Raw genomic sequence first — 25,551 nt, forward strand, 5'->3', positions numbered from 1 at the left:
ATAACTGCTAAAGTTTCACAATCAGTTCAATTTGAATACTGAAAACATTGTGAATTCTGTTGATATTGAAGAGTAACCACTTCTTTGCTCTGAGGGGTAAGCCGCCTATATTCGTGCTAGTATTAAACCTAATTCACTGACGATGTTTCGCCTTCTTTTATTTTGCTTCTCAGCCCTTATCTTGATCTTATCTTCTTGCGAAGAAAAACCCGAAAAGATAAAAATCGATCCCGCCTTCGGAGAGTATATTCAAGGATATACCTCAGGCGTTATTTCAGTAGATGAACCGATTGTCATCGAATTGGCGAAGCCTTATGAAGAAGGAAACACCTTACCCGAAGGCATACTAGAGTTCGAGCCTCAAATAAGTGGAAACATCGTTTTCATTGACAATCAACGGTTGGTGTTTGAACCCGGCCAAAAACTACAAGGCGGTACAGATTATACAGTGAGACTTAATCTTCCCGAACTCTTTGCGGAATCAAAAGACCTGGGGGTTTTTTTGTTTCAATTTCAAACCATCGACCAAAACCTGAGTATCTACTTCGATGGATATGAATTAGAGTCTCCCACCGATATCTCTAAAGTAGCGGTCTCAGGCACAATAAGAACCGCAGACAATTGCACGATCACCGAACTTCAAGAAGCACTCAATGCACGTCAAGGCGATACTAAGAAGCCACTGGAAATAAGTCAAGTTGATCTCAGAAGATTTAAATTCTCCATCACGGGCGTACAAAGAATGGAAGAGTCTTCAGACGTGTCGATCTCAGTAAGCGGCGACGTTTTTGAACCGCAGGATAAAAAAGATGCGAAACTGATCATTCCTTCCATAAATGACTTTAGCGTAATGAGTGCTGAATATGTGAAAGGAGCCGAAGAAATGATCAATATTTACTTCTCTGATCCGCTCGAAACGCAGGAACTCACAGGCTCTATAACCCTAGAAGGCACTGATGATTCAGCACTTAACTTTAAGCAAAACGGCAATAAAGTAAGTGTCATTTTAAAGAAAGGGCTTCAAGGTGAAAAGCTGCTTACCGTAGCGGGGCAGGTCAAGAATACTGCGGGTCGACAAATGGGGAAGAACTTTACCAAGACTATGGTCTTTGATCCCGAGAACCCTGCAGTTCGCATGGTGGGAAACAAATTTGTTGTTCCAACCCAAAGCGAGGGACTCATTTTTCCTTTTGAAGCAGTATCGCTCAACTCGGTTGACATTTACATCACAAAGGTTTTTAGCAACAATGTGCTTCAATACTTGCAATCCAATGATCAAGGGGGAAACAGGTCGCTTTACTCAGTCGGCCGAACGGTTTACAAAAAGCACTTGGACCTTAGAAAAGTTGGTGCTGACAAGATTTATGAATGGAACAGATACCATGTCGACTTGAGTGAAATTATCAATAAAGACAAATCTGCCCTGTACGAGGTAGAGGTTAGGTTCAAGAAAGACTATGCAGCTTTGGATTGTATCGAACCCGACGAAAGTACGGTTGTATTCCAGGATGGCTGGCTAGAGGATTCTGAGGACTTGGAGGAAGAGTATTGGCGCTATTACCGCTACGATTGGGACCAACGTGACAATCCTTGCAATCAAGCATATTACAACCGATACCGAACAAAAGCAGGCAAAGTAGTCATGGCGACTAATTTGGGGGTAATTGCTAAAAAAGGCGGAGATGGCCTATTGCATCTGGCCGTAAGCGATATCAAATCGGCCAAGGCAGTCAGCGGAGCGACTTTAGAGGTATACGACTTCCAACAACAATTGGTGGCCAATGGCAATACGGACAGTGAAGGTTTTGCAACTGTAGAGTGTTCTCGAACTCCGTTTGCAGTTTTGGTAAAAACAGTTAACGACCAAACCATTCTAAAAGTAAATGACGGGAGCTCCCTATCACTCTCCAAGTTTGATGTACAAGGTAAAACTATTAACGATGGCTTGAAAGGATTCATCTATGGCGAAAGAGGCGTTTGGCGTCCGGGTGATTCGCTTCACCTTAATTTCATTCTGCGCGATGAAGCAGGAAAATTGCCTGAAAACCATCCAGTAAAAATGCAGTTGTTCAATTCGCGTGGGCAATTGGCAGACATGCAAATAAGCAGCAGTGGCTTAAATGGGTTTTATGATTTCTCTACAGCTACCGCACCTGATGACCCCACAGGCGACTATCGCCTTAAAGTGTCCGTCGGCAACCAAGATTTTGAAAAGCGCATTCCCATTGAAACGATCAAACCCAATCGCTTGAAAATCGATTTGGAAGTAGATCAATCCAATTCGACGAGTCAATACCTTAAAGCCACTCTTTCTGCGGCTTGGCTTCACGGTGTTGTTGCCACAGGACTGAAAGCCGATGTGAGCATGAGGCTAAGCTCAACCAAAACATCATTCGATAAGTTTCGTGGATTTCACTTCGACAATCTATTGGAATCAAACGTTTCAAGAAACAGCGAAAAGGTGTTTGAAGGCACTTTGGACGATGATGGTAAAAAGTCTTTGACCATTTCGATGGCCGATCGTGGAAACAAAGCATCGGGAAAACTCAAGGCCTACTTCGAGACAAAAGTATATGAGCCCGGCGGAGGTTTTAGCGTGGATTATTACAACGCTACCGTTAGCCCCTACTCCTCCTATGCGGGGCTTAAAGTGCCCGAAGGCGAATTATGGGGAGGAGCTTTGGAAACAGAAAAGGACCACCTAATCGAATTGGCCGCCGCACAGGAATCGGGAATAGTATTGGCGAACAAAGACGTTCAGGTCACCATCTACCGAGTGGACCGCAGGTGGTGGTTTGACCGATACTCAGGAAATCAATACAACTATCTGAATACCGGTAGCTTCAGGAAACACCGCGAAGAAACCGTGACATTGGTGAACGGTCGAGGGAGCATCAAAGTAAACATGGACAAGGAAAACTGGGGTCGCTATTTGATTCGTGTCGAAGACAAAGAAAGTGGTCATTCGGCAGCACAATTCGTGTTCTTTGATTGGCCGTATTGGATGCGGACCAACCGCACCGAAGGCGAAGCTGCATCGATACTAGGCTTTAGCAGCGACAAGGAAACGTACAACCCCGGCGATGTGATCAAGATTAGTTTTCCATCTCCAAAAGAAGGCAGGGCCCTGGTGACTATTGAAAACGGAACTTCCGTTCTTGTGAAAAGATGGGTAGAAACAACTGAGGGCGAGACCAAAGTAGAAATTCCCGTAACGGGAGAAATGGCACCTAACGCATACGTGCATATCTCTCTTGTGCAGCCGCATGATCAGACGATTAACGATCGACCGATCAGGATGTTTGGAGTCATTCCGATTACTGTTGAAGACCCTGAGACTATTCTGAGTCCTGAATTGAAACTGCCAAAAGTGATCCGTCCGGAACAGTCTTTTTCCGTAGAAGTTTCGGAAAATACTGGAAGCGCCATGACATACACTTTAGCCGTCGTGGACGAAGGGTTGCTGGATCTCACCAATTTCAAAACTCCCGATCCACACCGCTATTTCTACGCGCATGAAGCCTTAGGCGTGCGCACCTGGGATTACTACGATCATGTAGTTGGTTCAATTGGAACAGTAAACTCGGGTATTCTCAGCATCGGTGGAGACGATGAGGCGGCTGATCCTTCGAAACAAAAAGCCAGAAGATTCAAACCAGTCGTGCATCACTTAGGCCCGTTTGAGTTGAAAGAAGGAAAATCGCAGGAGCACATCATCGACATGCCAAACTATGTGGGATCGGTAAGGGTAATGGTCGTTGCCGGAAATGGAGATGCTTTTGGCAAAGTAGAAGAAACCGTGCCTGTGAAGAGCGAGTTAATGGTTTTGGGAACCTTGCCACGAGTGTTGGGACCGGGCGAAACGGTGTCCGTTCCGGTCAACGTTTTTGCCATGGAAGATGGGGTGAAAGACGTAACCGTAACACTGAAGTCAAACGAGTACCTTATGGCCCAAAGTGATGTGAAACAGACCGTTCACTTTGATGAGCCAGGTGAGCAGATGGTCTATTTCGAATTGAAAACAATTGAATCAGAAGGTGTAGCAGAGATTTCCATTCTCGCCTCGGCAGGAAATAAAAAAGCAAGCTACGAAACTGAAGTGCAGTTGAGATCTCCGAATCCTATTTACTCCACGGTAAAAGATACAGTGATCGCTCCCAACGGGGAATGGTCTCAAAAGATAGCCTATTTCGGTTTGGAAGGCACCAACGAGGCAACGATAGAAGTGTCAAAATTGCCTTCGATAAAGCTTGAGAAACGGCTCGGCTATCTGATGGGGTATCCTCATGGCTGTGTGGAGCAGCTCACTTCCAAGGCCTTTCCCCAGCTGTACTTAGGGAAATTCGTTTCGCTCAATTCAAGCCAGCAAGCCGAAATCACGGAAAATGTAGACTATGTCCTACATCAATTGAGGAATTTTCAAATAAATGGAGGAGGCTTTTCTTATTGGCCGGGGCTGAGCTATGGCAATGACTGGGGTACAACCTATGCAGGACATTTTATGCTGGCGGCCGAAGAAGCAGGGTATGCATTGCCTGCAGGAATGAAAAGAGATTGGATCAACTACCAAAAGCGACAAGCAGGTGCATGGGTTTCAACAAGCTACACCTCTCGCTCCTATTCTCAGCGCAGCCAAGCCTACCGCTTACTCACCCTGGCTCTAGCCAATGAGCCAGATTTCGGTGCCATGAATACGCTGAGAGAGCGATCAAATCTGGGCAATTCATCCAAGTGGATTCTCAGCTTGGCCTATGCCAATGCAGGCCGCTCCAAAGAGGCCTTGGCGCTCATTCAGGCTTTACCCAAGAATATAGACGACTATACTGAATTGGGATACAGTTACGGAAGTTCCACCCGCGATGAGGCATTTGTTTTGATGGCACTTCATAAGCTTAACCAAGCTACAGATGCCGCTGTGGTCGCGAGGCAGCTCGCAAAGAAATTAGGTTCAGAAAGCTTTTACAGCACTCAAACTACCGCTATGACCCTTCTCGCACTTGCAGATTATTTGGGCGAGTACAAGGATGACGGGTTGAAATTCGATCTGAATATTGACGGAAAGTCAGAGACCATTCAAACAGGTAAACCCGTTCACTCTGCTCATTTCGGAGAAAAAGACAAGAATAAGCCGGTTACCATTCAGAATCAGTCGGAGCAAACGCTTTACGCGACCCTTATCACTTCGGGCAGGCCGGCAGAAGGAATGGAGAAAAAGCAAAACTCAAATTTGCTGATGGAGGTCAATTACCTCGATGCCAATTTTGATCCGATCGACGAAAGCTCTTTGAAAAAAGGGACAGATATCATCGTGGAGATTGTCATCACAAATCCTAAGAGCCGACTTCTGAGTGAAATGGCTTTGATTCACAGTGTTCCTTCGGGATGGGAAATCTTAAACTCCAGAATGTCCGGAATGACTGATGCATCCAGTATTGAGCCCGAATATCAGGATATCAGAGACGACAAGGTGATGACCTACTTCGATCTACAGTCCAATCAGAAAATACGACTCTACGCCAGGATTAATGCATCGTATTCGGGAAGATTTTACCTGCCCGCGATCGTGTGCAACGCCATGTACGACGAATCAATTATCTCAGTAGAGCCCGGAAAGTGGATTGAAGTAAAATAATGTCGAAAAAGAAACGAGTCATAGGTCTGATCTTCATCGCTGTATTATGCACATGGTGGATGTTTTGCCTACCTCCTACTCTTTTCGATTCACCTACTTCCACAGTCCTTTTTGACAAAAACGATCAACTCTTAGGAGCTAGAATAGCTGAAGATGGTCAGTGGCGTTTTCCTTTGGGAGATTCGGTTCCCGGTAGATTTAAAACCGCCCTGCTTACCTACGAAGACGAAGGATTTGATAAACACTGGGGTATTAGCATCAAGGCCATCCTTCGTGCTCTAAAACAAAACCTGAGCGAAGGCGAGGTAGTGAGTGGTGCAAGTACCATAACCATGCAAGTGATGCGCATGGCGGGAAAAAATCAGCCAAGGACTTACTTCCGTAAAATGATAGAAATCGCTCGGGCCACTCGGGCGGAATGGCGCTATTCGAAAAGTGAGATTTTGAATCTTTACGCCTCCAATGCTCCTTTTGGCGGAAACGTAGTGGGTCTGGATGCAGCTTCTTGGCGGTACTATCAAAAATCTGCCTATCAACTTACATGGGCCGAAGCAGCGGCCCTCGCTGTGCTACCCAATGCTCCCGGGCTAATATTTCCGGGTAGATCACCTAAAGTTTTTCTGGCTAAAAGAAACTTTCTGCTTCAAAAGCTAAACGAAAATGGGATAATAGATGAGGCCACTTACGAGCTCTCCCTTTTGGAACCATTGCCTGATGCTCCACGCAGATTGCCTCAAGGAGCCTTTCACTTGACGAGTCTAATTGAAAAAAACCAAAAAGGGAGTAAAGTCAAAACAACAATTAACACTGAGCTTCAAGTAAGATGCAATAAGGCACTGAATAACAGATTAAAAATCCTTCGACAAAACAATATTCAGAACGGGGCTATTTTGGTTGTAAACAACTATTCAGGTGATGTTTTGGCTTACATTGGTAATGCTCAAGGCGACTGGCAGAGCAATGAAGATGCGAACGATATGATTCAAACTCCTCGTAGTTCGGGCTCAATTCTCAAGCCCTTTCTCTATGCGGGTCTTTTGAATGAAGGTACCATTCTGCCTCAACAGTTGATTCCTGACATTCCAACTCAATACAGAGATTTTGCACCCAAAAATTTTGACGAATCCTTTTCGGGAGCGGTCAAAGCCAATGAGGCCCTTTCGAGATCACTCAATATTCCTGCTGTGCGAATGCTGGATGAATATGGAGTAGATTTTTTCCAATCAGACTTACAGGAATGGGGCTTCACTTCGGTGAATAGAAGTGCTGAGAATTATGGTCTATCACTAATTCTGGGTGGAGCAGAAATCAAACTATGGGATCTCGTCCAAGCCTACCGGCTGCTAGCTGTGAGCTGTTCGAATGGACAAACGGATCAAATCAGTTATAAGTCTGAGAGAGTAGCAGAAGAAATTGCTGTTCCCATAAATGACGTGGCATCGTGGTTTACACTGGAAGCGCTGAAAGAAGTCACCCGACCCGAAGAGCGCTCTGCTTGGGAAGCCTTCGGAAGTACGTCGCAATTGGCTTGGAAAACGGGCACGAGTTATGGATTCAGAGATGCTTGGGCTGTGGGCACAAACCCTGATTTCACCGTTGGTGTTTGGATTGGAAATGCTAGTGGTGAAGGCCGTCCCGGGCTTACGGGCCTCAATGCTGCTGCGCCCGTTTTGTTTGATGTGTTTAACTTTTTACCCACAGGCAATTGGTTTGAAGAGCCCCACTCTGGTCTAACGGCTGAAAACGTATGCACGCACAGCGGTATGCGTGCGAGCAAGAATTGTGGTACCTACAATAGCGCCGCGATACCGCTGGAGTGCACAGACAACGAGCTTTGCACGTACTGCGAATCTATTTACCTCAATGAATCAATGACAAAACGAGTTACTGCTCAGTGTTACCCATCCCATTTGATGGTATCAGAAAAGCGGTTCGCTCTTCCACCATTGGAAGAGTGGTTTTACACTAAGAAAAACCCGGGGTATCAAAAAATCCCCGAGTATGATCCGTCTTGCCTGAATGCCACGGGCAGTCAAAAGATTCGATTGATATATCCCTCTTCTAAATCGACCATCTTTTTACCCCGAGAGTTCACAGGCACCAAGGAGAGAATCGTTTTCAAAGCAGCTTGCACAGATCCTTCTGCCACGCTCTTTTGGCACTTAGATGATAAATACTGCGGCTCAACCAATGGAATTCATCATTTGGAAATTGATATTGACAAAGGAGTGCACTCCATTACCCTACTAGGTAATTCGGGAAGTGAATTCAAAACCAGAATTCGTGTAGATTAATTTCAATTACTGAGAAAAGTCATAGGTTCGCGACTGCTTGCAAACCAAATTTGCCCCATGAGATCGGTAGTGCTTTCTTTTATATTCTTTGCTTTACTCTTAGTTGGGTACTCGCAAGCTCCACAAAAGACCAATGTCATTGACAGCTTGTTTAATACAGGGATCACTTTTAACCTCAGTCCTGACGGTAAATCTAAGATCGGATTTAAATACGCAATGCAATTCTGGGCGAGGCATGCCCGCACCAATCCGGGAACACTAGGATTTAATGGTGAACCAATCGATTGGTTTTCTGATATGGTGATGCGCCGAAACCGACTTCGAATCTATACCCTACTTGACGATAAAGTCTTTTTTTACACCCAATTCGGCTCTAATTCCGAGCGATTTGACGGCGGCGGTGAGAGTATTTTCTTCCACGACTTGAATGTGATGTATGCACTCAATGGAAAAAAAGTTCGTGTTGGTGCAGGATTGAGCAATTGGATGGGGATTTCGCGCTATACGAATGTTTCTTTTCAATTTAACTATGTGCACGACCATCCCACATTCAACTATCCGAACATTGGCCGAACTGACCTTGCCGCAAGGATTATCGGAACTTGGGTAACAGGCCAGGTTGGTAAGCTGGGCTACCGCATGAACTTCGGGAAGCCATTCTACTTTGACAATTTCAGCGTAATTGAAAATGATTCGATTATCAACACTGCAGGCGAATACGGCAGCGAGTCCTTCAGCTTAAGCGGATATTTCACTTGGAGTTTTCTTGATACGGAAGAAAGCTGGTTTCCTTTTTACCACATGACGAGATTAGGTGCGAAAAAGATCATCACTCTTGGCGCTGGATTTCATTACCACCCCAATTCCATTGCGTATTTGGACGATAATCTCAATCGGCAAGTGCAGGAACGATTGCAACTCGGAGTTGATGTGATGATCGACTACCCCTTGACAGACGGTAGTTTGATTAACCTCTATGCCGTTTATTACAATTACGACATGGGGCCAAATTTCCTAAGGAGTACCAGTGGAGTAGATGGACATCAGCTTGCGCCTGAGTTTGCGACAGATTACCCCCAAGGTGGCGGCTTGAGCCAATTTACCATAGGAACGGGGCAGATTATACATACCCAATTTGGATACCTACTACCCATCACGCTCGGAGAACGCGGAAAACTCATGCCTTTCGGGACATATACTTTCCATGATTTTGAAGGTTTGGGAGATGATCTCCAGCGATTTGATGCAGGTCTCACCTACTTCATTCATGGGCACAATGTCAAGCTCACCTTCGAATACCAAACGCGGCCTGTTTATCGAGGCACCACAGGGCCAAATGCCATTGGTGAACAAGAGCTCCTCAAGGGAATGTACCTAATGCAGGTGCATTTTATGATTTGAAACCTGTTAGCTGTTCGCCAAAAAAAACTACTCCATCCCCCACTTCACCCCAAAGAAAATCGTCCTCGGTCGATTTGGTCCGTAGATGTATCCTGCATCTCGATTGACGCCAATGTCAAAATCGTTTTGGTAGGCGTTAAATATATTCTGGACACCCGCAAAAATTTCGATCCGTGATTTACTACCTGCTTGCAGTGTGTATCCTGCTTTGATATTGCTTTCAAAAAACTGCAGAGTCTCTTCGATAATGGTGTATTCGGTATCGGGATCTATCACATGTGCGATTTCCATCGAACCCGTGTAGACACCTGAATACGTGAAGGACCAACTTTTGGTAGGCCGATAAGTCAGCGAAAGATATCCGTAAATATCCGGCGTTCTAAGCATTTGATCTGTCGATACGATGCTATCGGCATTGGCATCTGTCACCGCGTCAGGAGACCAGATGACTTCCTCCTCATCGTATTGAGCAGATTGGATGGTTAATCCGCCATTGATCAGCCATTTTTCTTGAATCGCTGCGTTGGCTTCAAGATTCACTCCTGATACTCGTGCTCCTGATCCATTTCTTTTTGTGACAACGGCCACACCACTGGGTAGTTCCATTTGATTTGTGGTAATAAAAGGATCGATTAAATCAGTTAGAAATCCCTCTATCACAAAGCTCGTTTGAAAATTCTCCGTTGTTTTTGTGTGGTTTAAAGAAGCGGTAAAACTATTCGAACGCTCAGATGTCAGCTCAGGATCCAACTGAGTAAACACGGCTGCTCCTCCCACTGTCTCGATATGCAAGTCTTCGTCAAAAGCCTGTGGCGCTCGATAGCCTTGAGCGTACGAACCTCGGAATTTCAAATTCTCAGAAAGATCGTACATCAACGAGACGCGAGGGACAAACACGCCCAAAGTTTGATCATTCACAAAATCTTCATCTCCAAAATTGTAATCGCCATTGATACTTACCAAGTCATATCGACCACCGGCAAGAATACTCAACCTTTCAATTGGTTTATACTCAAATTGGGCAAACGAACCCCATACACCAACCTCCTGAACGATAGAACGACCATAGCCTGGCATACGGTCAGAAACTGAGTTGTATTGAAATTCGGTTCCGGCAAACAAGTCTAGCTGAGAACTGATCTCAGAGGTGTAACGTGCGCCTCCTACTGCTGATAAATCTTCTGAAGTACCATACGCATTAATGGCTAGAACATCAGCTTCGGTGAGGCTATCGCCAAAGGTCAATACCCTTCCACCGCCACCATAATAGCTATCCCGATCGGTAGTTTGAACGGAGGAGTAGAGAGCTATTTTTTGACGATAGTTGTCAAAGAAGAGCTCATAAGAGAGCGCACCACCTAAAATTCGATGGTCAATCTCTTCTGTAATATCGGTTTGATGCGGCTCAAGATCAAACTTATTTCCACCTCTTCTATATTCACTGATGGCAAAGGCATTGACATCCAATCGACTATTTTGACCTGGCTTAAAAAAAGCATCAAAACCAAAGGTCGAATTTTCCAATAAGGTGATTTCAGAAAAGCCATCACCGTTGGCGTCCCAGTGGTCGCGACTGCGGTCAAAGCCATATAGATTGAGACCCATTTTTAAATCGTCGCTCACAATGGATCCATTCAATGTCAGGCTTCTGTCGGAGGCCTCGCCATTTATCAAAGCCTGGTTTAATCCCACTTGAAAAGAATTGTCTAGTGGATCCTTTGTGATGATATTCACCGTTCCCGCTATCGCGTTTCCGCCATAAAGCGCAGAACCACCTCCACGCACCACTTCTACTCGATCAATCATATTGGCAGGAATCAGATCTAAACCATAAACCCCCATCAATGCAGAGAAGATTGGGCGGCTATTGATCAGGATTTGGGAATAAGCTCCATCTAACCCATTCATGCGTAGTTGGGTAAAACCACAGTTCTGGCAGTTGTTCTCCAGCCTAAGCCCTGGTGAGAATGACAGTCCCTCAGCGAGAGTTAAAGACTGCGTATTGTCAAAAGCTTTTTGGCCTATTCGACTCACAATTATGGGAGCTTCAAACAGAGGAATCTCCGAACCGGTTCCAGTAACCACTACTTGATCCAAGTTGACGTCGCTTTTCACCAGAATCATTTCAAGCTTCAACTCCTTCCCCTCTTCAATCACAACTTCTATCGCCTTGGAGGTATACCCCATGGCTCTGGCCACAAGCTGGTATGAACCAACTTCGAGATGATCGATAGTAAATTTCCCTTGAACATCTGTAACTGCTCCAGCATTCAAAGCTGAAATACCGACAGTGGCAAATGCCAATGGCCCATTACTATCTGAGACTACACCTGAAATAGAGCCACCATGTGCAAAAAGCGATAAGGAGGTCAAACAAGTGTTTACAAAGAAGAGAATTGCCCGCATACGATCTTTAGAGGATGCAAATATAATTGTTAGATTACTCTAACTCGAATAATAAACAAACAATGTTACTCTCACTATTGATAACTTATTGCGACAGCAGAATCAGCAAGACTCGTTAGAATTATCTTTGGACCATGAAGATATTCCTAATGCTGACTAGCCTAATACTCTGGCTATCACCATTTGCGCAAGAAGGAATTGAAGAAAAAATTAAATATTTTGAATCTTCAATTTCGAATAAACAAGCTGAGATTACAGAGCTTAGAGCAAAAGTCGACTCATTGAAGTTGCTCGACATCACCGAAAAACTGGAAGCGATGGGCTGGCCAAGTGAGGACGGAGAATTAGTCGTACACAACGCATTTGCTTTGAGCTACTCTGAAGAGCACGAAATGGCAAGTTGGGTGGCTCATATCATTCTCGATGATGTAGCGGATGGAAGAACAACAAGAACCAATGACTTCAGAATTGATGAGATGGTTAGCACGGGCTCATCTGAAGAGGCTGACTACTTTTTGAAAACAAAAAAGGCTGATGGTGAGTGGGATTATGATGGCTACGGTTTCGATCGCGGCCACTTGGCTCCTTCTGCTGATTTTCGCTGGAATCAGCAAGCCTTATCAGAATCTTACTTCTACTCCAATATGACGCCGCAACATCCAGATTTCAATCGTGGCGCTTGGGCCCAACTAGAATCATACATTCGCGACTATGCTATCGAAAATAAGGTAGATCTCTACATTGTTACCGGCCCCGTTTTAAATGAGCACCTGCCAAAAGTTGAACGCAGTGTAAACGGGATGAGCCTGCCCACACACCATTACAAAGTGGCTCTTGATATGAAAAATGGCAAAACTATCGGCTTCCTCATGCCAAATGAAGCCTGCGAAAAACCGATAGAAGCATATGCCTTAAGCATTAATGAAATAGAAGAAACGACGGGATTAAACTTCTTTAGCGGTCTTCCCGATGAAGTGGAGGAAGAAATGGAGAATAACTCAGACTACATAGCTTGGCTTCCTTCAGAGCAAAGAGGTGATGTAGCGGTGATTCCACCAAATAAGCTCGGGAAAGGTCGATACAATACTCTACAGGCTTATGAGTTTATCGACACCAAAAAGAAAGTGGAGGTATGCGGAACTGTCGTGAGCACCTTCAAGTCTAAAAACAACAACGTCTTTGTAAACCTGGATAAGAAATTTCCAAATACAGTATTTACACTCACCATTTGGACAAGAAATCAAGCCAACTTCAGCTACGCACCTGAAAATGAATTTATGGGAAAAAAAGTCTGCGTAAAAGGAGAAGTAACCAGACGTGACGGTGTAATGCAAATGAACTTGATCAATGAAAAGCAAGTTGTATTTCCTGGTGAAGGTTTTTAGCTGAATACATTCCATGAGGGCCTTTTGAATGCAAGGCTTTTCTTTCTTTCTTGAAAATTTCTATCCTTGAAACAACAACCGCATAGTGTAGCTCCCGTCTTGTAAACAGTTTATGGCTGTCCACGTATGATCATGTGGTTTTTCCTGAGAAAAAATCAAACTTGACTTACCGATTGAAATGAACTAATTTGCCCTTACCATCCACTACTACACTGAAAATTATGGCCAACTTCCGAGTTCGTTCCAAATCACTGGCAGAAGCCAGAGCATTCTTTGAAAGCGCAGGAGATAAAGTTTGGCAGATTAGAACAAAGTCCAATAGGATTTCGCCTCATCTGACCATCACATTCTGCTCCAATTTGACTCTTGCAGATCTCCGGAAGGTTTTTTCGGAAATGAGTAATGATAAAATGATGATGCACACTCTCAGACAAGATTCTAGAGAGATTCATCTTGTTTGAAACAACATATTCCTATTTTCCTGAGTTTTATAGTAAGTGAGCTGTGGTAGTGTTTAAACCGCCTAAAAGAAACTTATGATTCACCTGATATTTCATACTCCGCCCACTAACACTTCAATGCGTCAAGCGACAGAAGACGTTATGACACTCTTTGAGAATATCGGCAAGGCAAATAGAGATGACGAAAATGACAATTTCTATTTTGTTTTGGATGCTCACCGAGAATTGGGAGCGGAGCTTAAGCAAAGCTTGGAAGAAATGGGGTACAATGTAAGCGTTAAGGATTACGGAGTATACCTGGTCTGACCTTCAAAAAAAAGAACACTAACAGTGTTTAGAACTTAATGGCAATTTTAAAATCTTTGCCGTCCATTAGTTTAATCGTTTCCAAGATCATACGATAACTTTCATAGTCTATCGTCCATGCCTCCATGAGACAATTGATAAGCTTTCCTTTTTCTGAATCTATCCCGGTAATCAGAAAAGACAAGTGTACTGCATTGGCGAAGCAACATAGCGTCACATCTTTGCTTACACTCGTAGCACTGGCAAGAATAGCACCCTCAGGGCCAAGTTCCTTGGATAAGTCAACGGCTTTTCTCAGACCGTATGGCAAGTTTTGATCAAGTAGAAAATCTTTGCAAGCCAACTTCTGATTTATCAATGCCAGAGCAAGAGCTGAGACATCTCCATCGCTAAATGAAACAGCTACCAAAGTATTTATGAATGCTTGCGCAGAGGAAATTGACGTCTGTATTGCCGTTTTGGATGCTGTAGAAGTTTGAGTCATTGCAGTTGATAATGGATTTTACCCAATTGTCATATACGCAAAAAAGGATTGATTGGTTAAGTTACTGATTATTATGTCAATAATACCATCTTCTGAAAAGACCGCTTAAAAAGAAAAAATAGGATGAGATATTTTATTAGTCTTTCGAGTCTTTTTGAGTTCAATCAGATAATGAGACTTACTCCTCATATAGTCGGAGGTATTTCGGGAAGAGGGGAACTCCTATATAAACATGAAGCTCCTCCTCGCAATAAAGACTTTAGCTTTTTTTCACAAGCACTTTCGAGGAGGGTCGAGTGGCTGCTAGCATTACTCGTTTTAAACATTACGCATGAAGGGATTCACTCCTCTTGACGTCGGAGTGACTACGCCTTAGGCGGAGGGCCAGCATCACCTCTAACCCACGTCGCGTGCCGCGAAGTTTGGTTTTTTATTCACCGCCACTTACGAGCGAGCTCAAGTGGCTGTGAATAAAAAAACCCTCACTGACGCTGTCAGTGAGGGTTTTTTGTCGATGCGGAGAATGAGGGATTCGAACCCCCGGTACCTTGCGGTACGCTGGTTTTCAAGACCAGTGCAATCGACCACTCTGCCAATTCTCCGCGGCAAAAGTAATTCTTTTGTTAAATCAAGCAAGGATGAGATGTCAATTTATCAAGATATTTTACGCAGACATCTCCTACACATTTTCGTAACTTCACGAGTTACAATCAACAACACACATGAAAGGAGTCCTAAAACTTTTTGTAATTCCACTAATCTTTTTTTCTATTCAAGCTATTTCGGTCCCATATGCCGTGTTTAATCACAAGACTTTCTATGTGCCTGGCAAAGGACCTGTTGTTGAAACATACTTTGACATTTATGGAAAATCCATCACTCTTTTGAAAATTGAGGAAGAAGAAGATGCTTTTCAAGGAGAAGTCGAATTGACAATAATTTTCAAAAAGGATGGACAGATTATTACCTATGACAAAAAAAACCTGAAGACGCCAATCATGTCTCAAGGGAATATTGTAGACTTCATTGATGTGCAGCGCTTCGCAATACCTTCAGGCGAGTATGAGGTTGAGGTTGAATTAAAAGACCTCAATGCCGTAGAAGAATCAGCTGTTACAAAAGCAAGTATAAGCTTGGATGTTCCAATGGTACCGGTTGGAACCTTCTTTTCTGACATTGAGCTCGTTTCGGCCTATAAGAAAACCAGTGAACCAGGCCTTCTTTCCAAATCAGGATATGACTTACTCCCGATGGTTTCGGATTCCATTCTCAAGCCTGAAATGAAAGAGGTGGTGGTATACACCGAGCTTTATGGCACAGACGAAGAATTTGAAAAGGAAGAAATGTTTCTGTTGACTGCCTATATAGCTGACGCAGATAGCTTAAAACCTATTGAGAGTACTAGAAAATACATGCGGCGCAACTCAGGTTCGGTCATACCTATCCTCACAACCCTTCTACTTGAGAACGTAAACCAAGGAGAATACTTAATCATCCTTGAGGCCAGAACCAGAGAAAACGAACTTTTTGCAAAAGTGGAACACCAAATCAAAAGGGATAAGAAACAAGCCGTTGATGTATTGAGCCTAATGGAAAGCGAAGACATAGATGCTACATGGGTTTCCAAGTTTGAAACAAAAGCCTCCATATATGACTATGTGCATTCTGTGAGGCCCATAGCCACAGGACAAGAGAAAGCCATGCTCTCCAACAGCTTCAGAGAATTCGAAAAGAGTGAGCTCAAATACTTACGCAGTTTTATGTACGCTTTCTGGGAAAGCCGCAATCCAGGAGAGGGAGAAACCGCCTGGCTCATGTATAAGGAGAAAGTTGACTTTGTAAATGAAGAGTTTGGCACCAAGAACAAGCAAGGGTTTGAAACAGATCGTGGACGCGTTTATTTGCAATATGGACCGCCTAACGACTTAACTGATCGAGCTAACGAACCCTCCTCCTACCCTTACCAGATTTGGAGGTATTACAAGACAGGTCAGTATAATAATGTTCGATTTGTTTTTTACGACCCTACACTTATGGGAGTGGATTATCAGCTTTTGCATGCCGAAGGAATTCGAGGAGAGATCAACAATCCTCAATGGCGATTGCTCCTCGAACAGCGAAACACTCCGATGAACAACATCGATGATCAAACGGGCCGCGATCATTTTGGTGGTCGAGTAGACGACTTTTTCGATAATCCGCGTTAGATTTGTGGATCTAAGTCCTTGAAAACAGCAATTGTTATTTTGAATTACAACGGCGAGGCCCATCTTCGCCGTTTTTTGCCTTCTGTGGTTGAGCACAACCCCAAGGATGTTGAGATAGTCGTAGCCGACAATGCCAGTACTGACGGTTCCGCTGATTTTCTTCGTTCAGAATACCCCACCATACAACTCATTCAATTACCAACGAATTATGGCTTTGCAGGAGGCTACAATGAAGCGCTAAAACAAGTAAGCGCTGACATATATGTGTTACTTAACAGTGATGTAGAAGTCACAAGCGGATGGCTACATCCACTGTTGACCGAAATGAAGGACAGGCCTGAGGTTACCGCCTGTCAGCCTAAAATAAGGGCCGTAGAGAATCGCAAGTATTTTGAATATGCAGGAGCTTCAGGTGGATTCCTAGATAAAAATGGCTATCCCTTTTGCCGAGGACGCATCTTTGATAATACAGAAAGGGACATAGGACAGCATGATGATGAACGGGAAGTTTTTTGGGCTTCAGGAGCCTGCATTCTTATCCGATCCGAATCTTTTCACGAAGCCGAAGGTTTTGATGAAACACTGTTTGCTCATATGGAGGAAATCGATCTCTGTTGGCGCCTTAAAAATCAAGGTCACCGTATTTATTGCTTTCCGCAATCAACGGTCTACCATCTTGGTGGTGGCACCCTATCATCAACAAATCCGAGAAAAACCTATCTAAATTTCAGGAACAACCTGAGTATTATCGTAAAGAACGACTACAAGGGTTCACTTTTTCAAAAGCTTCTGAAACGGATGATTTTTGATGGCGCAGCGGCAGGATACATGCTCATCACTTCAGGGCCCAAACATAGCTTTGCCGTGTTAAGAGCGCACAGTTTCTTCTATTCGAACTTAAGCCGACTGTTAAAAGAGAGAAAATATTGGCGTGAAAAGTCTCACGATATTAATCGGACAGGCTTATACAAAGGCAGCATAGTTCAAGACTATTTTAAAGACAAGAAAAAGGTTTTTGGCTCATTGGCGACAAACTTATTCGTTCGTCAGAATCGCAACGCCTGACCAATAGCCATTCGATATCCATCCAAACCAGCTCCCACCACTACAGCTGCGGCGTACTTACTCACATATGAATGATGACGTTTGGGATCTCTGGCGAAAATATTTGAAATATGAACCTCAATAACAGGTGATTCAACAGCGGCAACGGCATCTCCAACAGCAATGGAGGTATGTGAATAAGCAGCAGGATTTAGGACCACGGCATCATATCCATCCCCTTTTTGGATGGCACCAATCAATTCTTCCTCACCGTTTTCTTGAATGTAATCGATTTCAACTCCATGACATTCTGACCGTAAAACCTTGAGAAACTCTTCAAATGAGACTGATCCGTAAAGCACAGGCTCACGTTTTCCCAAGAGATTCAAATTGGGACCGTTGATAATTAAAATTCTTTTCAATCTATTGTCGTTTGAATTGAACCAAATTTACGGAAGTTCGAACGATCATGGATTGGTATTCCCTATCAAAAGGATTTGAAGCATATCTGAGGCTTGAAAAAGGCCTGAGCAAGAATAGTATTGAGGCTTATAACCACGATGTGGCGAGGTTAAGAGACTACTTCACCGAAGACAGAACGGTCAATGCTTTATCCGTCGGCTACCCCGAATTAGTCGAATTTGTTCATCACTCAGCTAAAATCACCCCAAACCCGAGGAGCCGTGCTCGGCTGATTTCGGGGGTAAAGGCTTTTTTTCGCTACCTCATCATGGAAGATCTGCGTGAAGACAATCCTGCCGAATTACTCGAAACTCCTCGATTACCTCAAAAACTACCCGACACTTTGAGTCGAGAGGAGATCAACCGAATTCTTGAAGCCATTGACCTTAGCGACCCGCAAGGTACCAGAAACCGCGCGATGCTAGAGACACTCTACGCGTCAGGACTACGCGTCAGCGAATTAGTGAATTTGAAGCTTTCGGGGATCTATCCCGATGAAGGGTTTCTCAGAGTGATTGGAAAAGGAAACAAGGAAAGACTTGTACCTATTGGCAAAGAGGCACTAAAGTTCATCGCCATTTACCGCGACGAAGTCCGCAACCACATTGAGATTGTGAAAGCTCACTCTGACACGCTCTTCCTAAATAGGCGTGGATCAGGACTGAGCAGAGTCAGTGTTTTCACTATCGTTAAAGATTCAGCATTGAAAGCTGGAATCGATAAAAACATCAGTCCACACACCTTTCGTCACAGTTTCGCGACTCATCTCGTAGAAAATGGAGCGGACTTAAGAGCCGTTCAAGAAATGCTTGGGCACGAGAGCATCACTACTACTGAGATATACACCCACTTAGATCGGACTTATTTGCGCGATACCGTCCTGCTTTATCACCCCCGAAATAACTGAATGGGATGCCTACGGTATTCATAAATCATCGCTACAAGTAACAACACGTACTCAACTAGTAACCATTCGTATTTAGGCTCCAATTCACCAAGATAATGAGAGTAGGAAAAGAATGCTGTAAATGACCAAATTAAGATGGCCTTACGATCAGTTAAGAGTGATAAATAAACTACCGGAATGATGTACCATGGATGAACCGTACTTGAGAAAAGTAGGAAAATCAGATAGACCAACAAGGCTTTCTCTTTCAATTTAGCCTGACTGAATCCGACTGCGAGCATTAAAATGGCACTGGCGACACCTAGAGCGGGGCCAAGTATGGAAACTGGATTGTACCCAAGAATAGCTCCCCCTATTTCTGAGAAGGTATAGTAGATGGAAGCATTAAACTCAAAACTCCTGAAGAATAAGTCAATTCCTGAGAAGGACCTGATCACACCACCCACAAAAGGAACAAATCCAATAGTGACTACCAATACGGTAAGACCGACAATCTGCCACCCCTTTTTCTCTTTAAAAAAAGCAGGGGCAAGTATCAGAGGGTTTAGCTTTAAAAGTATGGCAAAGCCAAGCGAGACAGCGGCCACGTTCCCCCTATGCAACCTGGCTTGATCAATGGCTATTGCCAGAAATGGCAACAGAGCTGCTTCAAAATGAACGTTTCCAACTCCCTCTACGATCACCAAAGGATTGAGAAGATAAAGGACATACAAACTAAAAAACTCCTTTGAGTACCTCTGGAAATAAATTAACCCAATAGCTTCGCAAAAGATGATAAAGAAGCGCATTCCATTGACTTGATTTAAAAAAGCTTCAAATATGGCTCCGAAAGCCATTCCAAGCTGATGCAGCGGCGGGTACACGGAAGGATAATCGCGGGAATTCATTTGATCCAGCAACCTCCCGCTGTTTCGAAGATCAACATCGATCTCTGTGGGAATTTTCCCAATTGGGTTCACCCCTTCCAGCATAAGCTCCCCATCCCAAATAAATCGATAGAAATCATCACTAAGCAACGGAAGCTGCATTACAAAGACCAGGCGAGCCAACAAAGCAAGAAGAAGCAGGAATGACAGCTTAGGCTGGCTCGTTAGAAAAACATACCAAACTGAGAAAGCAATAAAAACCCCAATTAGAAGGAGCTCAAACTCTTGCCTTGGAGTAAAAGAGACAAAAATAAAAGCAAATAGATAGATTGCAGCAAGCCCAAGGTATGCCGTCTTCCCAGGCATTTACTGACGAGCGTGTTTTACGGAATAGTGGAAAACAGCAAAGAAGCCGAAAACCAACATGAGATGCAGCGGAATAAATCCCCACTCACCGAGTTTGATCCCTACCCCTAAGGCCAAAAGGAAATAGACCCCCAACAAACCCTCAACCCATGAGATGAAAGGAATCTTTCGGTCGATATACTTCTTCTGCTTAAAACTTCCCTTCTGCCCAACCAGATTCCATTTGGGGGTGCGGACAAATGGAGTTTTCTTTCCGATATAGCCCAAAATAACCGCTCTGGCATTGTGCAAGCTCATACCCATAGAAAGGCTGAGAAAGGCTGGATAAAGCCAGATGAAAGTTCTTTTGGGAGCCGTCTTGAGCTTCACAAATGCGGTATAGTAGAAAAAGGCCAACACAAAAAAGCTGAACAACAATACTCCACCAGATGCAAAAAGCAGCTCATAACCGACCACTTCATTTTTCAATAGTATCAATGGCAATGAAGCAATCGCGCATATCACAATCCAGATGAATATGGAAGAATTTAGTAAATGGAAAAAGGCGTGAATCTTTGTGGCTCCTGATAGCGATTTTGATCGAAAAACATTGCCAACATGCTTCTTAGCGCACTCAGCTGCTCCTTTATTCCAGCGGTATTGCTGGTTTTTTAAGGCATTCATCTCGGCGGGCAATTCCGCTGGAGAAACTACATTCTCGATAAACTTAAACTTCCAACCCTTGAGCTGTGCTCGGTAACTCAGGTCCAGATCCTCCGTGAGTGTATCGGCGCTCCAGCCACCCGCATCCAAAATGCACTTACGACGCCAAATACCTGCCGTCCCATTGAAGTTGATGAAGTGATTCCCAATATTTCTTCCGGACTGCTCTACCGTAAAATGCGCATCTAGGGCAAAAGCCTGAACACGAGTCAGAAGACTGTAATCTCTGTTGAGATGCCCCCAACGGGACTGAACCATCCCAATGTTTTCATCAACAAATTGTGGAATTGCCTTGTGCAGAAAGTCTTTTTCAGGAACGAAGTCTGCATCGAAGATCGCGATAAACTCTGCACTCGTTTGATCAAGTCCATATTGCAAAGCCCCTGCTTTAAACCCTTTTCGCTCAGGGCGCTTGACCTGCTCTATGTTAGTCCCTTCTCCCCTTCTCGCATTCACTACGGTCGAGGCGATTTCAAACGACTCGTCCGTACTATCATCCAGAAGCTGAATGAATAATTTATCCTTAGGGTAATCCAATTGACATGTAGCGTCGATAAGTCGCTCCACGACATATCTCTCGTTAAAAACCGGTAACTGCACCAGCACCGCAGGCCAGTCCCCTTCCCATTCCTTGACAATCCCCTCTTTGCTCTTCTTGCGGTAATTCAACAGAAGTGACAGCTGGACCAGGCTGTATGCAAAGATGAAAAACATCCCTACACCATATATTACGATAACAAACCAACCCCAATCAGGCATACTTAAAAATGGTATAAATGATCTTATAGCCCGCTAAAATACTTCCTTTCACGGTACCGGAAACTTTCGACACCCCTTTTCGCCTGCGATAAGTAACAGGAATTTCAGTATGGGCGATCTTCTTTTTTAAGGCTTTCACTTGCATTTCAACGGTCCACCCAAAATTTCGATCCACCATTCCGATCTCCTCATACGCTCTACGGGTTATTGCCCTGAACGGCCCCAAATCGGTAAATTTAGAACCGTACATGATTTTCATCAAAAAAGTCGCCAACCAATTTCCAAAGACCTGTTGAGGCATCATCGATCCTTTTTCCCGCACACCGCTGGACCTGCTCCCAATCACCAGTTCAGCTTTTCCACTTAAAATGGGTTCAAGCAAAAGTGGCATCTCCTCGGGATGATCTGAATAATCAGCATCCAGAAAAACCAAGACATCAGGTGGAGGACTGGTTTTTAGCGAATGCTCTATTGCTCGGAGGCAAGCTGCCCCATAGCCTTGCTCGGGCTGGTCCACCACCACAGCTCCAGCCTCTGTAGCTTTCACCGAAGTATGATCGGTGCTGTTATTATTGGCTACCACCACTTGCCTGACCAAACCCTTAGGGATGTCGTTCAAGACTAAACCTATTGATTCCTCCTCATTAAAAGCAGGAATAATCACATCTATTATTTTCTTCAAATCAACTTAAAGATTCAATGATACGCCTTCACGGCCAATTAAAATGGGGTTATCATTGATTCGACCCTCTTCATCTTTGTTCTCCAGCTTCAAAACTCCACGAGGACAAACAGCGCTGCAGACACCACATCCTACACAACTGGATCGCACGATATTCTGACCACGCTGAGCGTACCAGCGGACATCAATCCCCATCTCACAATAGGTGCTACAGTTTCCGCACGAGATGCATTGCCCTCCGTTGGTCGTGATCCTGAAGCGAGACTTAAATCTTTGGACCAGGCCCAGATAAGCTGCAAGAGGGCAACCAAATCGACACCACACTCTATTCCCCATTACGGGATAGAAACCCGTACCAACAGCACCCGCAAAAACAAAACCTATCGAAAAACCATAAACGCTTCGCACATCATAGGAGTTAATTCCCAGAAGCACCGATGTTCCTGAAAAGGTGGTGTAGGCCACCCAAACCGTCATAAAGACTGCAAAAACAAGAACCGAATGAACCAGGACTCTTTCTATTTTCCAAGCCCCGAGGCGCTTATCACTCAAATGGCGATAAGGATCTCCGACAGTCTCGGCCAAACCGCCGCAACCACAGACCCAAGAGCAATACCAGCGCTTTCCAAAGAAATAAGTGAAGAGCGGAACTCCGATTGCAAAGAGCGCTATACCCCAACCAAACAAGAAGATTCCCAGGGTTCCTTCACTAAGGTATTGATCTACTCGATAGTCGAAAAAGAAGGTGTATTCCAACGGCCAAGCGCTTTTAAAATCATAGGCAGGAAGCTGAAAACTGGTCAATATTTGCGGAAGTGTGAAGGCAAAAGCGATTTGAAAAAAGAGAACCGAAAGCGTCCTAACTTGCTGATATTGATTACCTCTATACTTAAGCATCATCTTAAAGCCCATTGTAGTCATGGCGATTGTATAGAGGAAACCATACAAGAACCAGCGATCGGACGCAGTACCTGCCAGCTTTTCTGCCAAAGGCTTTAGGAGCACCACCTGATTGGCGAGGTAAGCGGGCAATTGATAAAGAACGATGTAAAAGACTACTAAGCAGATGAATACAATGATTGCGGGGTAGTGACGTGTTTGCGACTTATTGTGAAAAACGTGATCGTTGTGAATTCCCTTGTGTTTGTATGCCAATGGAAGTGCGTAAAGGAACCCACCCAAAACACCGAGGCCGAAGATAAACCAAGCCATCAGGCCTGTCTTCAACCATTCAGGAGAGCCTTCTTGCATAATCTGAGGCAATAGATAAGTGGCCTGATCTGAACTAATTCCATATTCATTCACCACAGATCGATTGACTTCCGTCACTTTCTCTTTCAAGTTTTTCTCAAAATCGGCATAGCTCTCCCAACTCCTTCCGATCATCCAACCTGTATTCTCTTTTAAGCGCTCTTGAACAAATTCGTCATCGAAATTCTCTTCAATAAAGGTCTCATTGTATTTTGAGGGATCAGACTCTAGTTTTTGCTCAATTTTTGCGACACTTGATTTATTTATTCCATTCTGATTAACAACATTTTGTGCATACTCATCAAATGCATTACTCAAGGAAGAAACCATTAACACGGGAGGCGCGGGATCAAGTGTGCTAATACTATTAGCAAGCTCTTTATTCTTTGAATCAATTAAACACGATAAACTACTGTCATTAAAGTTTATATCAACCAAAAATGACAACCCAATAAACAAAAATGCACTCAACGTGAAGAGAGCCATCCCAATCGACTTTAAAATCTTCTCTCTCCTCATGACATCAATTTTTTAAGTAGTGATTTGGGCAGCGCTATACCCGCTTCTATTTCGAAAGCCGCCTTAAAAACCTTTGGCCACTTCTTATAGAACTCAGGATCAAAATTGGCCTTATCGATATGCGCAATCACCTCTCCTACTCCGCGGCCTTCTCTGAGAACTTTATCGAAGTACTCGTGGCGGAGCCGAATACCAAATGAGTTGATTCCTTGAAACTGCTTTGTTACGGGATGGTAAGCCACTGTAATAAACTTGTTGTGACCGCCTTCCCAAAAGAAGTGGGCCTGATTATCATCGGGCTTAGGCTTAGGGTTACCATATACTTGGTACTCGATATCGAAGAACTTGGCCGAGTTGAACCATGGTCCGGGATGGTAAGAAGTGTTCTTCCCTGCCAGCCGCTGCCCGAGTACCTCGCCCATCATACGGCCTACATACCACACCGGCTCCAAGCCACGGCGACCAGAACGTGGGTTGCGAATCTGAGCACAATCACCCACAGCGTATATAGAGTCTAAGCTGGTTTCAAGGTTTTCATTGACCAAAATAGCTCGATCGATTTCTATACCCGTATTACTCAGGAATTCAATATTCGGGGTCACACCAGTCGTAATACCGACCAACTCACATTTTAGCTCATCTCCTGACTTCGTAGTAACAGATTCAACCTTTCCACTCGGACCATTGATCGTATCAATCTCAGCGCCATGATGCAAATCCACTCCGTGGTCTAAAAGGTGCTTACTGATTCGTTCTCCTTCATTCTTGGTAAGAATTCCACCCCAGAAAACCTTTTCTCTTACCAACATGGTAACAGAAATATTTCTAGTGAGGAGCATTTCTGCCATCTCCACCCCGATCAGACCTCCACCGGCTATCACCGCTTTCATTCCTCTCTTATTTCCTTCGAGAGGTGGCGGTGTTCGTTTCTCCAGATTTTCTAAGTCTTGGAGACTAACTAGTCCCTGCACTCCATCTAAGTCCTGCCCTGGCCAGCCAAAAAATCGCGGCCTCGAACCAGTGGCAATTACGAGCTCATCATATGAAATGGTCGCTCCCGACTTCATTGTGAGAAGCCTTTGACTTGCATCAACTTCATTGACAAAATCAAAGACCAAGTCGATGCGGTTCTTTTCCCAAAACCAGTCTTCATAAGGCTTGATGTTGTTAAACTTCATATGCCCCATGTAGACATACATTAAAGCCGTTCTCGAGAAAAAGTGCTTCGATTCAGCAGAAATCACAGTGATTTCCACTTCTGAGTCATTCTTTCGGAGATGTCGGGCCGTAGAGATTCCCGATATGCCATTTCCGATGATGACCACTTTACGGTTGGTTGACATTACCCCAAAGAAAACATATTAATTTGAAGAGCGGCTGTCGGTGCAACGACATTCGCAGAGTCCAAGAAGCTAAA

16 protein-coding genes and 1 tRNA gene are annotated in these 25,551 nt (G+C 44.2%); 8 read left to right on the forward strand and 9 right to left on the reverse strand.

Going from position 1 to position 25,551, the window contains the following annotated elements; genetic code table 11:
• Window positions 1-142 precede the first annotated feature (142 nt).
• From O3Q51_12275 to O3Q51_12285, 3 genes are read left to right on the forward strand one after another with little or no spacing between them, the layout of a single operon-like run.
• Window positions 143-5,632, forward strand: coding sequence for an MG2 domain-containing protein (locus tag O3Q51_12275; protein ID MCZ4409591.1), 5,490 nt, complete (start codon window positions 143-145; stop codon window positions 5,630-5,632).
• On the forward strand, window positions 5,632-7,926 hold the full coding sequence (gene pbpC, locus O3Q51_12280; protein ID MCZ4409592.1) for a penicillin-binding protein 1C: 2,295 nt from the start codon (window positions 5,632-5,634) through the stop codon (window positions 7,924-7,926). Before O3Q51_12275 ends, pbpC begins: the two co-directional genes overlap by 1 nt.
• 57 nt (window positions 7,927-7,983) lie before the next feature.
• Entirely contained in the window at window positions 7,984-9,327 is a 1,344-nt protein-coding gene (locus tag O3Q51_12285; protein ID MCZ4409593.1) for a hypothetical protein, read from the forward strand.
• A gap of 27 nt (window positions 9,328-9,354) precedes the next feature.
• On the opposite strand, the gene O3Q51_12290 is transcribed toward O3Q51_12285, so the two are convergent.
• Window positions 9,355-11,733, reverse strand: coding sequence for a TonB-dependent receptor (locus tag O3Q51_12290; GenBank protein MCZ4409594.1), 2,379 nt, complete (start codon window positions 11,731-11,733; stop codon window positions 9,355-9,357).
• 134 nt (window positions 11,734-11,867) lie between these two features.
• Between O3Q51_12290 and O3Q51_12295 the strand changes: the two genes are divergently transcribed.
• Both O3Q51_12295 and O3Q51_12300 read left to right on the forward strand, forming a co-directional pair.
• Complete coding sequence (locus tag O3Q51_12295; protein MCZ4409595.1) at window positions 11,868-13,118, forward strand: DNA/RNA non-specific endonuclease; 1,251 nt, start codon at window positions 11,868-11,870, stop codon at window positions 13,116-13,118.
• A 536-nt stretch (window positions 13,119-13,654) separates the two neighbouring features.
• Window positions 13,655-13,885 carry a hypothetical protein gene (locus tag O3Q51_12300; protein MCZ4409596.1) on the forward strand — a complete coding sequence of 77 codons (231 nt, stop codon included), beginning with the start codon at window positions 13,655-13,657 and terminating at the stop codon, window positions 13,883-13,885.
• Between the two features lie 28 nt (window positions 13,886-13,913).
• On the opposite strand, the gene O3Q51_12305 is transcribed toward O3Q51_12300, so the two are convergent.
• Window positions 13,914-14,369, reverse strand: a complete 456-nt coding sequence (locus O3Q51_12305) for a hypothetical protein (GenBank protein MCZ4409597.1) — start codon at window positions 14,367-14,369, stop codon at window positions 13,914-13,916.
• A 517-nt stretch (window positions 14,370-14,886) separates the two neighbouring features.
• Window positions 14,887-14,971, reverse strand: a tRNA-Ser gene (locus O3Q51_12310).
• A gap of 120 nt (window positions 14,972-15,091) precedes the next feature.
• On the opposite strand from O3Q51_12310, the gene O3Q51_12315 reads away from it, so the two are divergent.
• Both O3Q51_12315 and O3Q51_12320 read left to right on the forward strand, forming a co-directional pair.
• Entirely contained in the window at window positions 15,092-16,576 is a 1,485-nt protein-coding gene (locus O3Q51_12315; protein ID MCZ4409598.1) for a GWxTD domain-containing protein, read from the forward strand.
• A gap of 18 nt (window positions 16,577-16,594) precedes the next feature.
• Complete coding sequence (locus tag O3Q51_12320) at window positions 16,595-17,641, forward strand: glycosyltransferase family 2 protein (GenBank protein MCZ4409599.1); 1,047 nt, start codon at window positions 16,595-16,597, stop codon at window positions 17,639-17,641.
• On the opposite strand, the gene O3Q51_12325 is transcribed toward O3Q51_12320, so the two are convergent.
• Complete coding sequence (locus O3Q51_12325; protein MCZ4409600.1) at window positions 17,623-18,042, reverse strand: 3-dehydroquinate dehydratase; 420 nt, start codon at window positions 18,040-18,042, stop codon at window positions 17,623-17,625. The two genes, O3Q51_12320 and O3Q51_12325, sit on opposite strands and share 19 nt — an antisense overlap.
• 47 nt (window positions 18,043-18,089) lie before the next feature.
• Between O3Q51_12325 and xerD the strand changes: the two genes are divergently transcribed.
• A complete protein-coding gene (xerD, locus tag O3Q51_12330; protein MCZ4409601.1) occupies window positions 18,090-18,989 on the forward strand; it encodes a site-specific tyrosine recombinase XerD in 900 nt (299 codons plus the stop codon).
• Here xerD and O3Q51_12335 read toward each other — a convergent pair.
• The 5 genes from O3Q51_12335 to O3Q51_12355 are packed head-to-tail and all read right to left on the reverse strand — an operon-like array spanning window position 18,971 to window position 25,477.
• Window positions 18,971-20,221 (reverse strand): hypothetical protein, encoded by a 1,251-nt coding sequence (locus O3Q51_12335; protein ID MCZ4409602.1) that lies wholly within the window; start codon window positions 20,219-20,221, stop codon window positions 18,971-18,973. The genes xerD and O3Q51_12335 overlap by 19 nt on opposite strands.
• On the reverse strand, window positions 20,222-21,637 hold the full coding sequence (locus O3Q51_12340; GenBank protein MCZ4409603.1) for a glycosyltransferase family 2 protein: 1,416 nt from the start codon (window positions 21,635-21,637) through the stop codon (window positions 20,222-20,224).
• A 37-nt stretch (window positions 21,638-21,674) separates the two neighbouring features.
• Window positions 21,675-22,364: a glycosyltransferase family 2 protein gene (locus O3Q51_12345; GenBank protein ID MCZ4409604.1), complete on the reverse strand. Its 690-nt coding sequence runs from the start codon at window positions 22,362-22,364 to the stop codon at window positions 21,675-21,677.
• A gap of 6 nt (window positions 22,365-22,370) precedes the next feature.
• Window positions 22,371-24,134, reverse strand: a complete 1,764-nt coding sequence (locus O3Q51_12350) for a 4Fe-4S binding protein (protein MCZ4409605.1) — start codon at window positions 24,132-24,134, stop codon at window positions 22,371-22,373.
• The gene (locus O3Q51_12355) at window positions 24,131-25,477 is read right to left on the reverse strand and encodes an FAD/NAD(P)-binding oxidoreductase (GenBank protein ID MCZ4409606.1); all 1,347 of its coding nucleotides are present in this window, start codon (window positions 25,475-25,477) and stop codon (window positions 24,131-24,133) included. Before O3Q51_12355 ends, O3Q51_12350 begins: the two co-directional genes overlap by 4 nt.
• Between the last annotated feature and the right edge of the window lie 74 nt (window positions 25,478-25,551).

The sequence above is a fragment of the Cryomorphaceae bacterium 1068 genome (assembly GCA_027214385.1).
Taxonomy (GTDB): domain Bacteria; phylum Bacteroidota; class Bacteroidia; order Flavobacteriales_D; family Cryomorphaceae; genus JAKVAV01.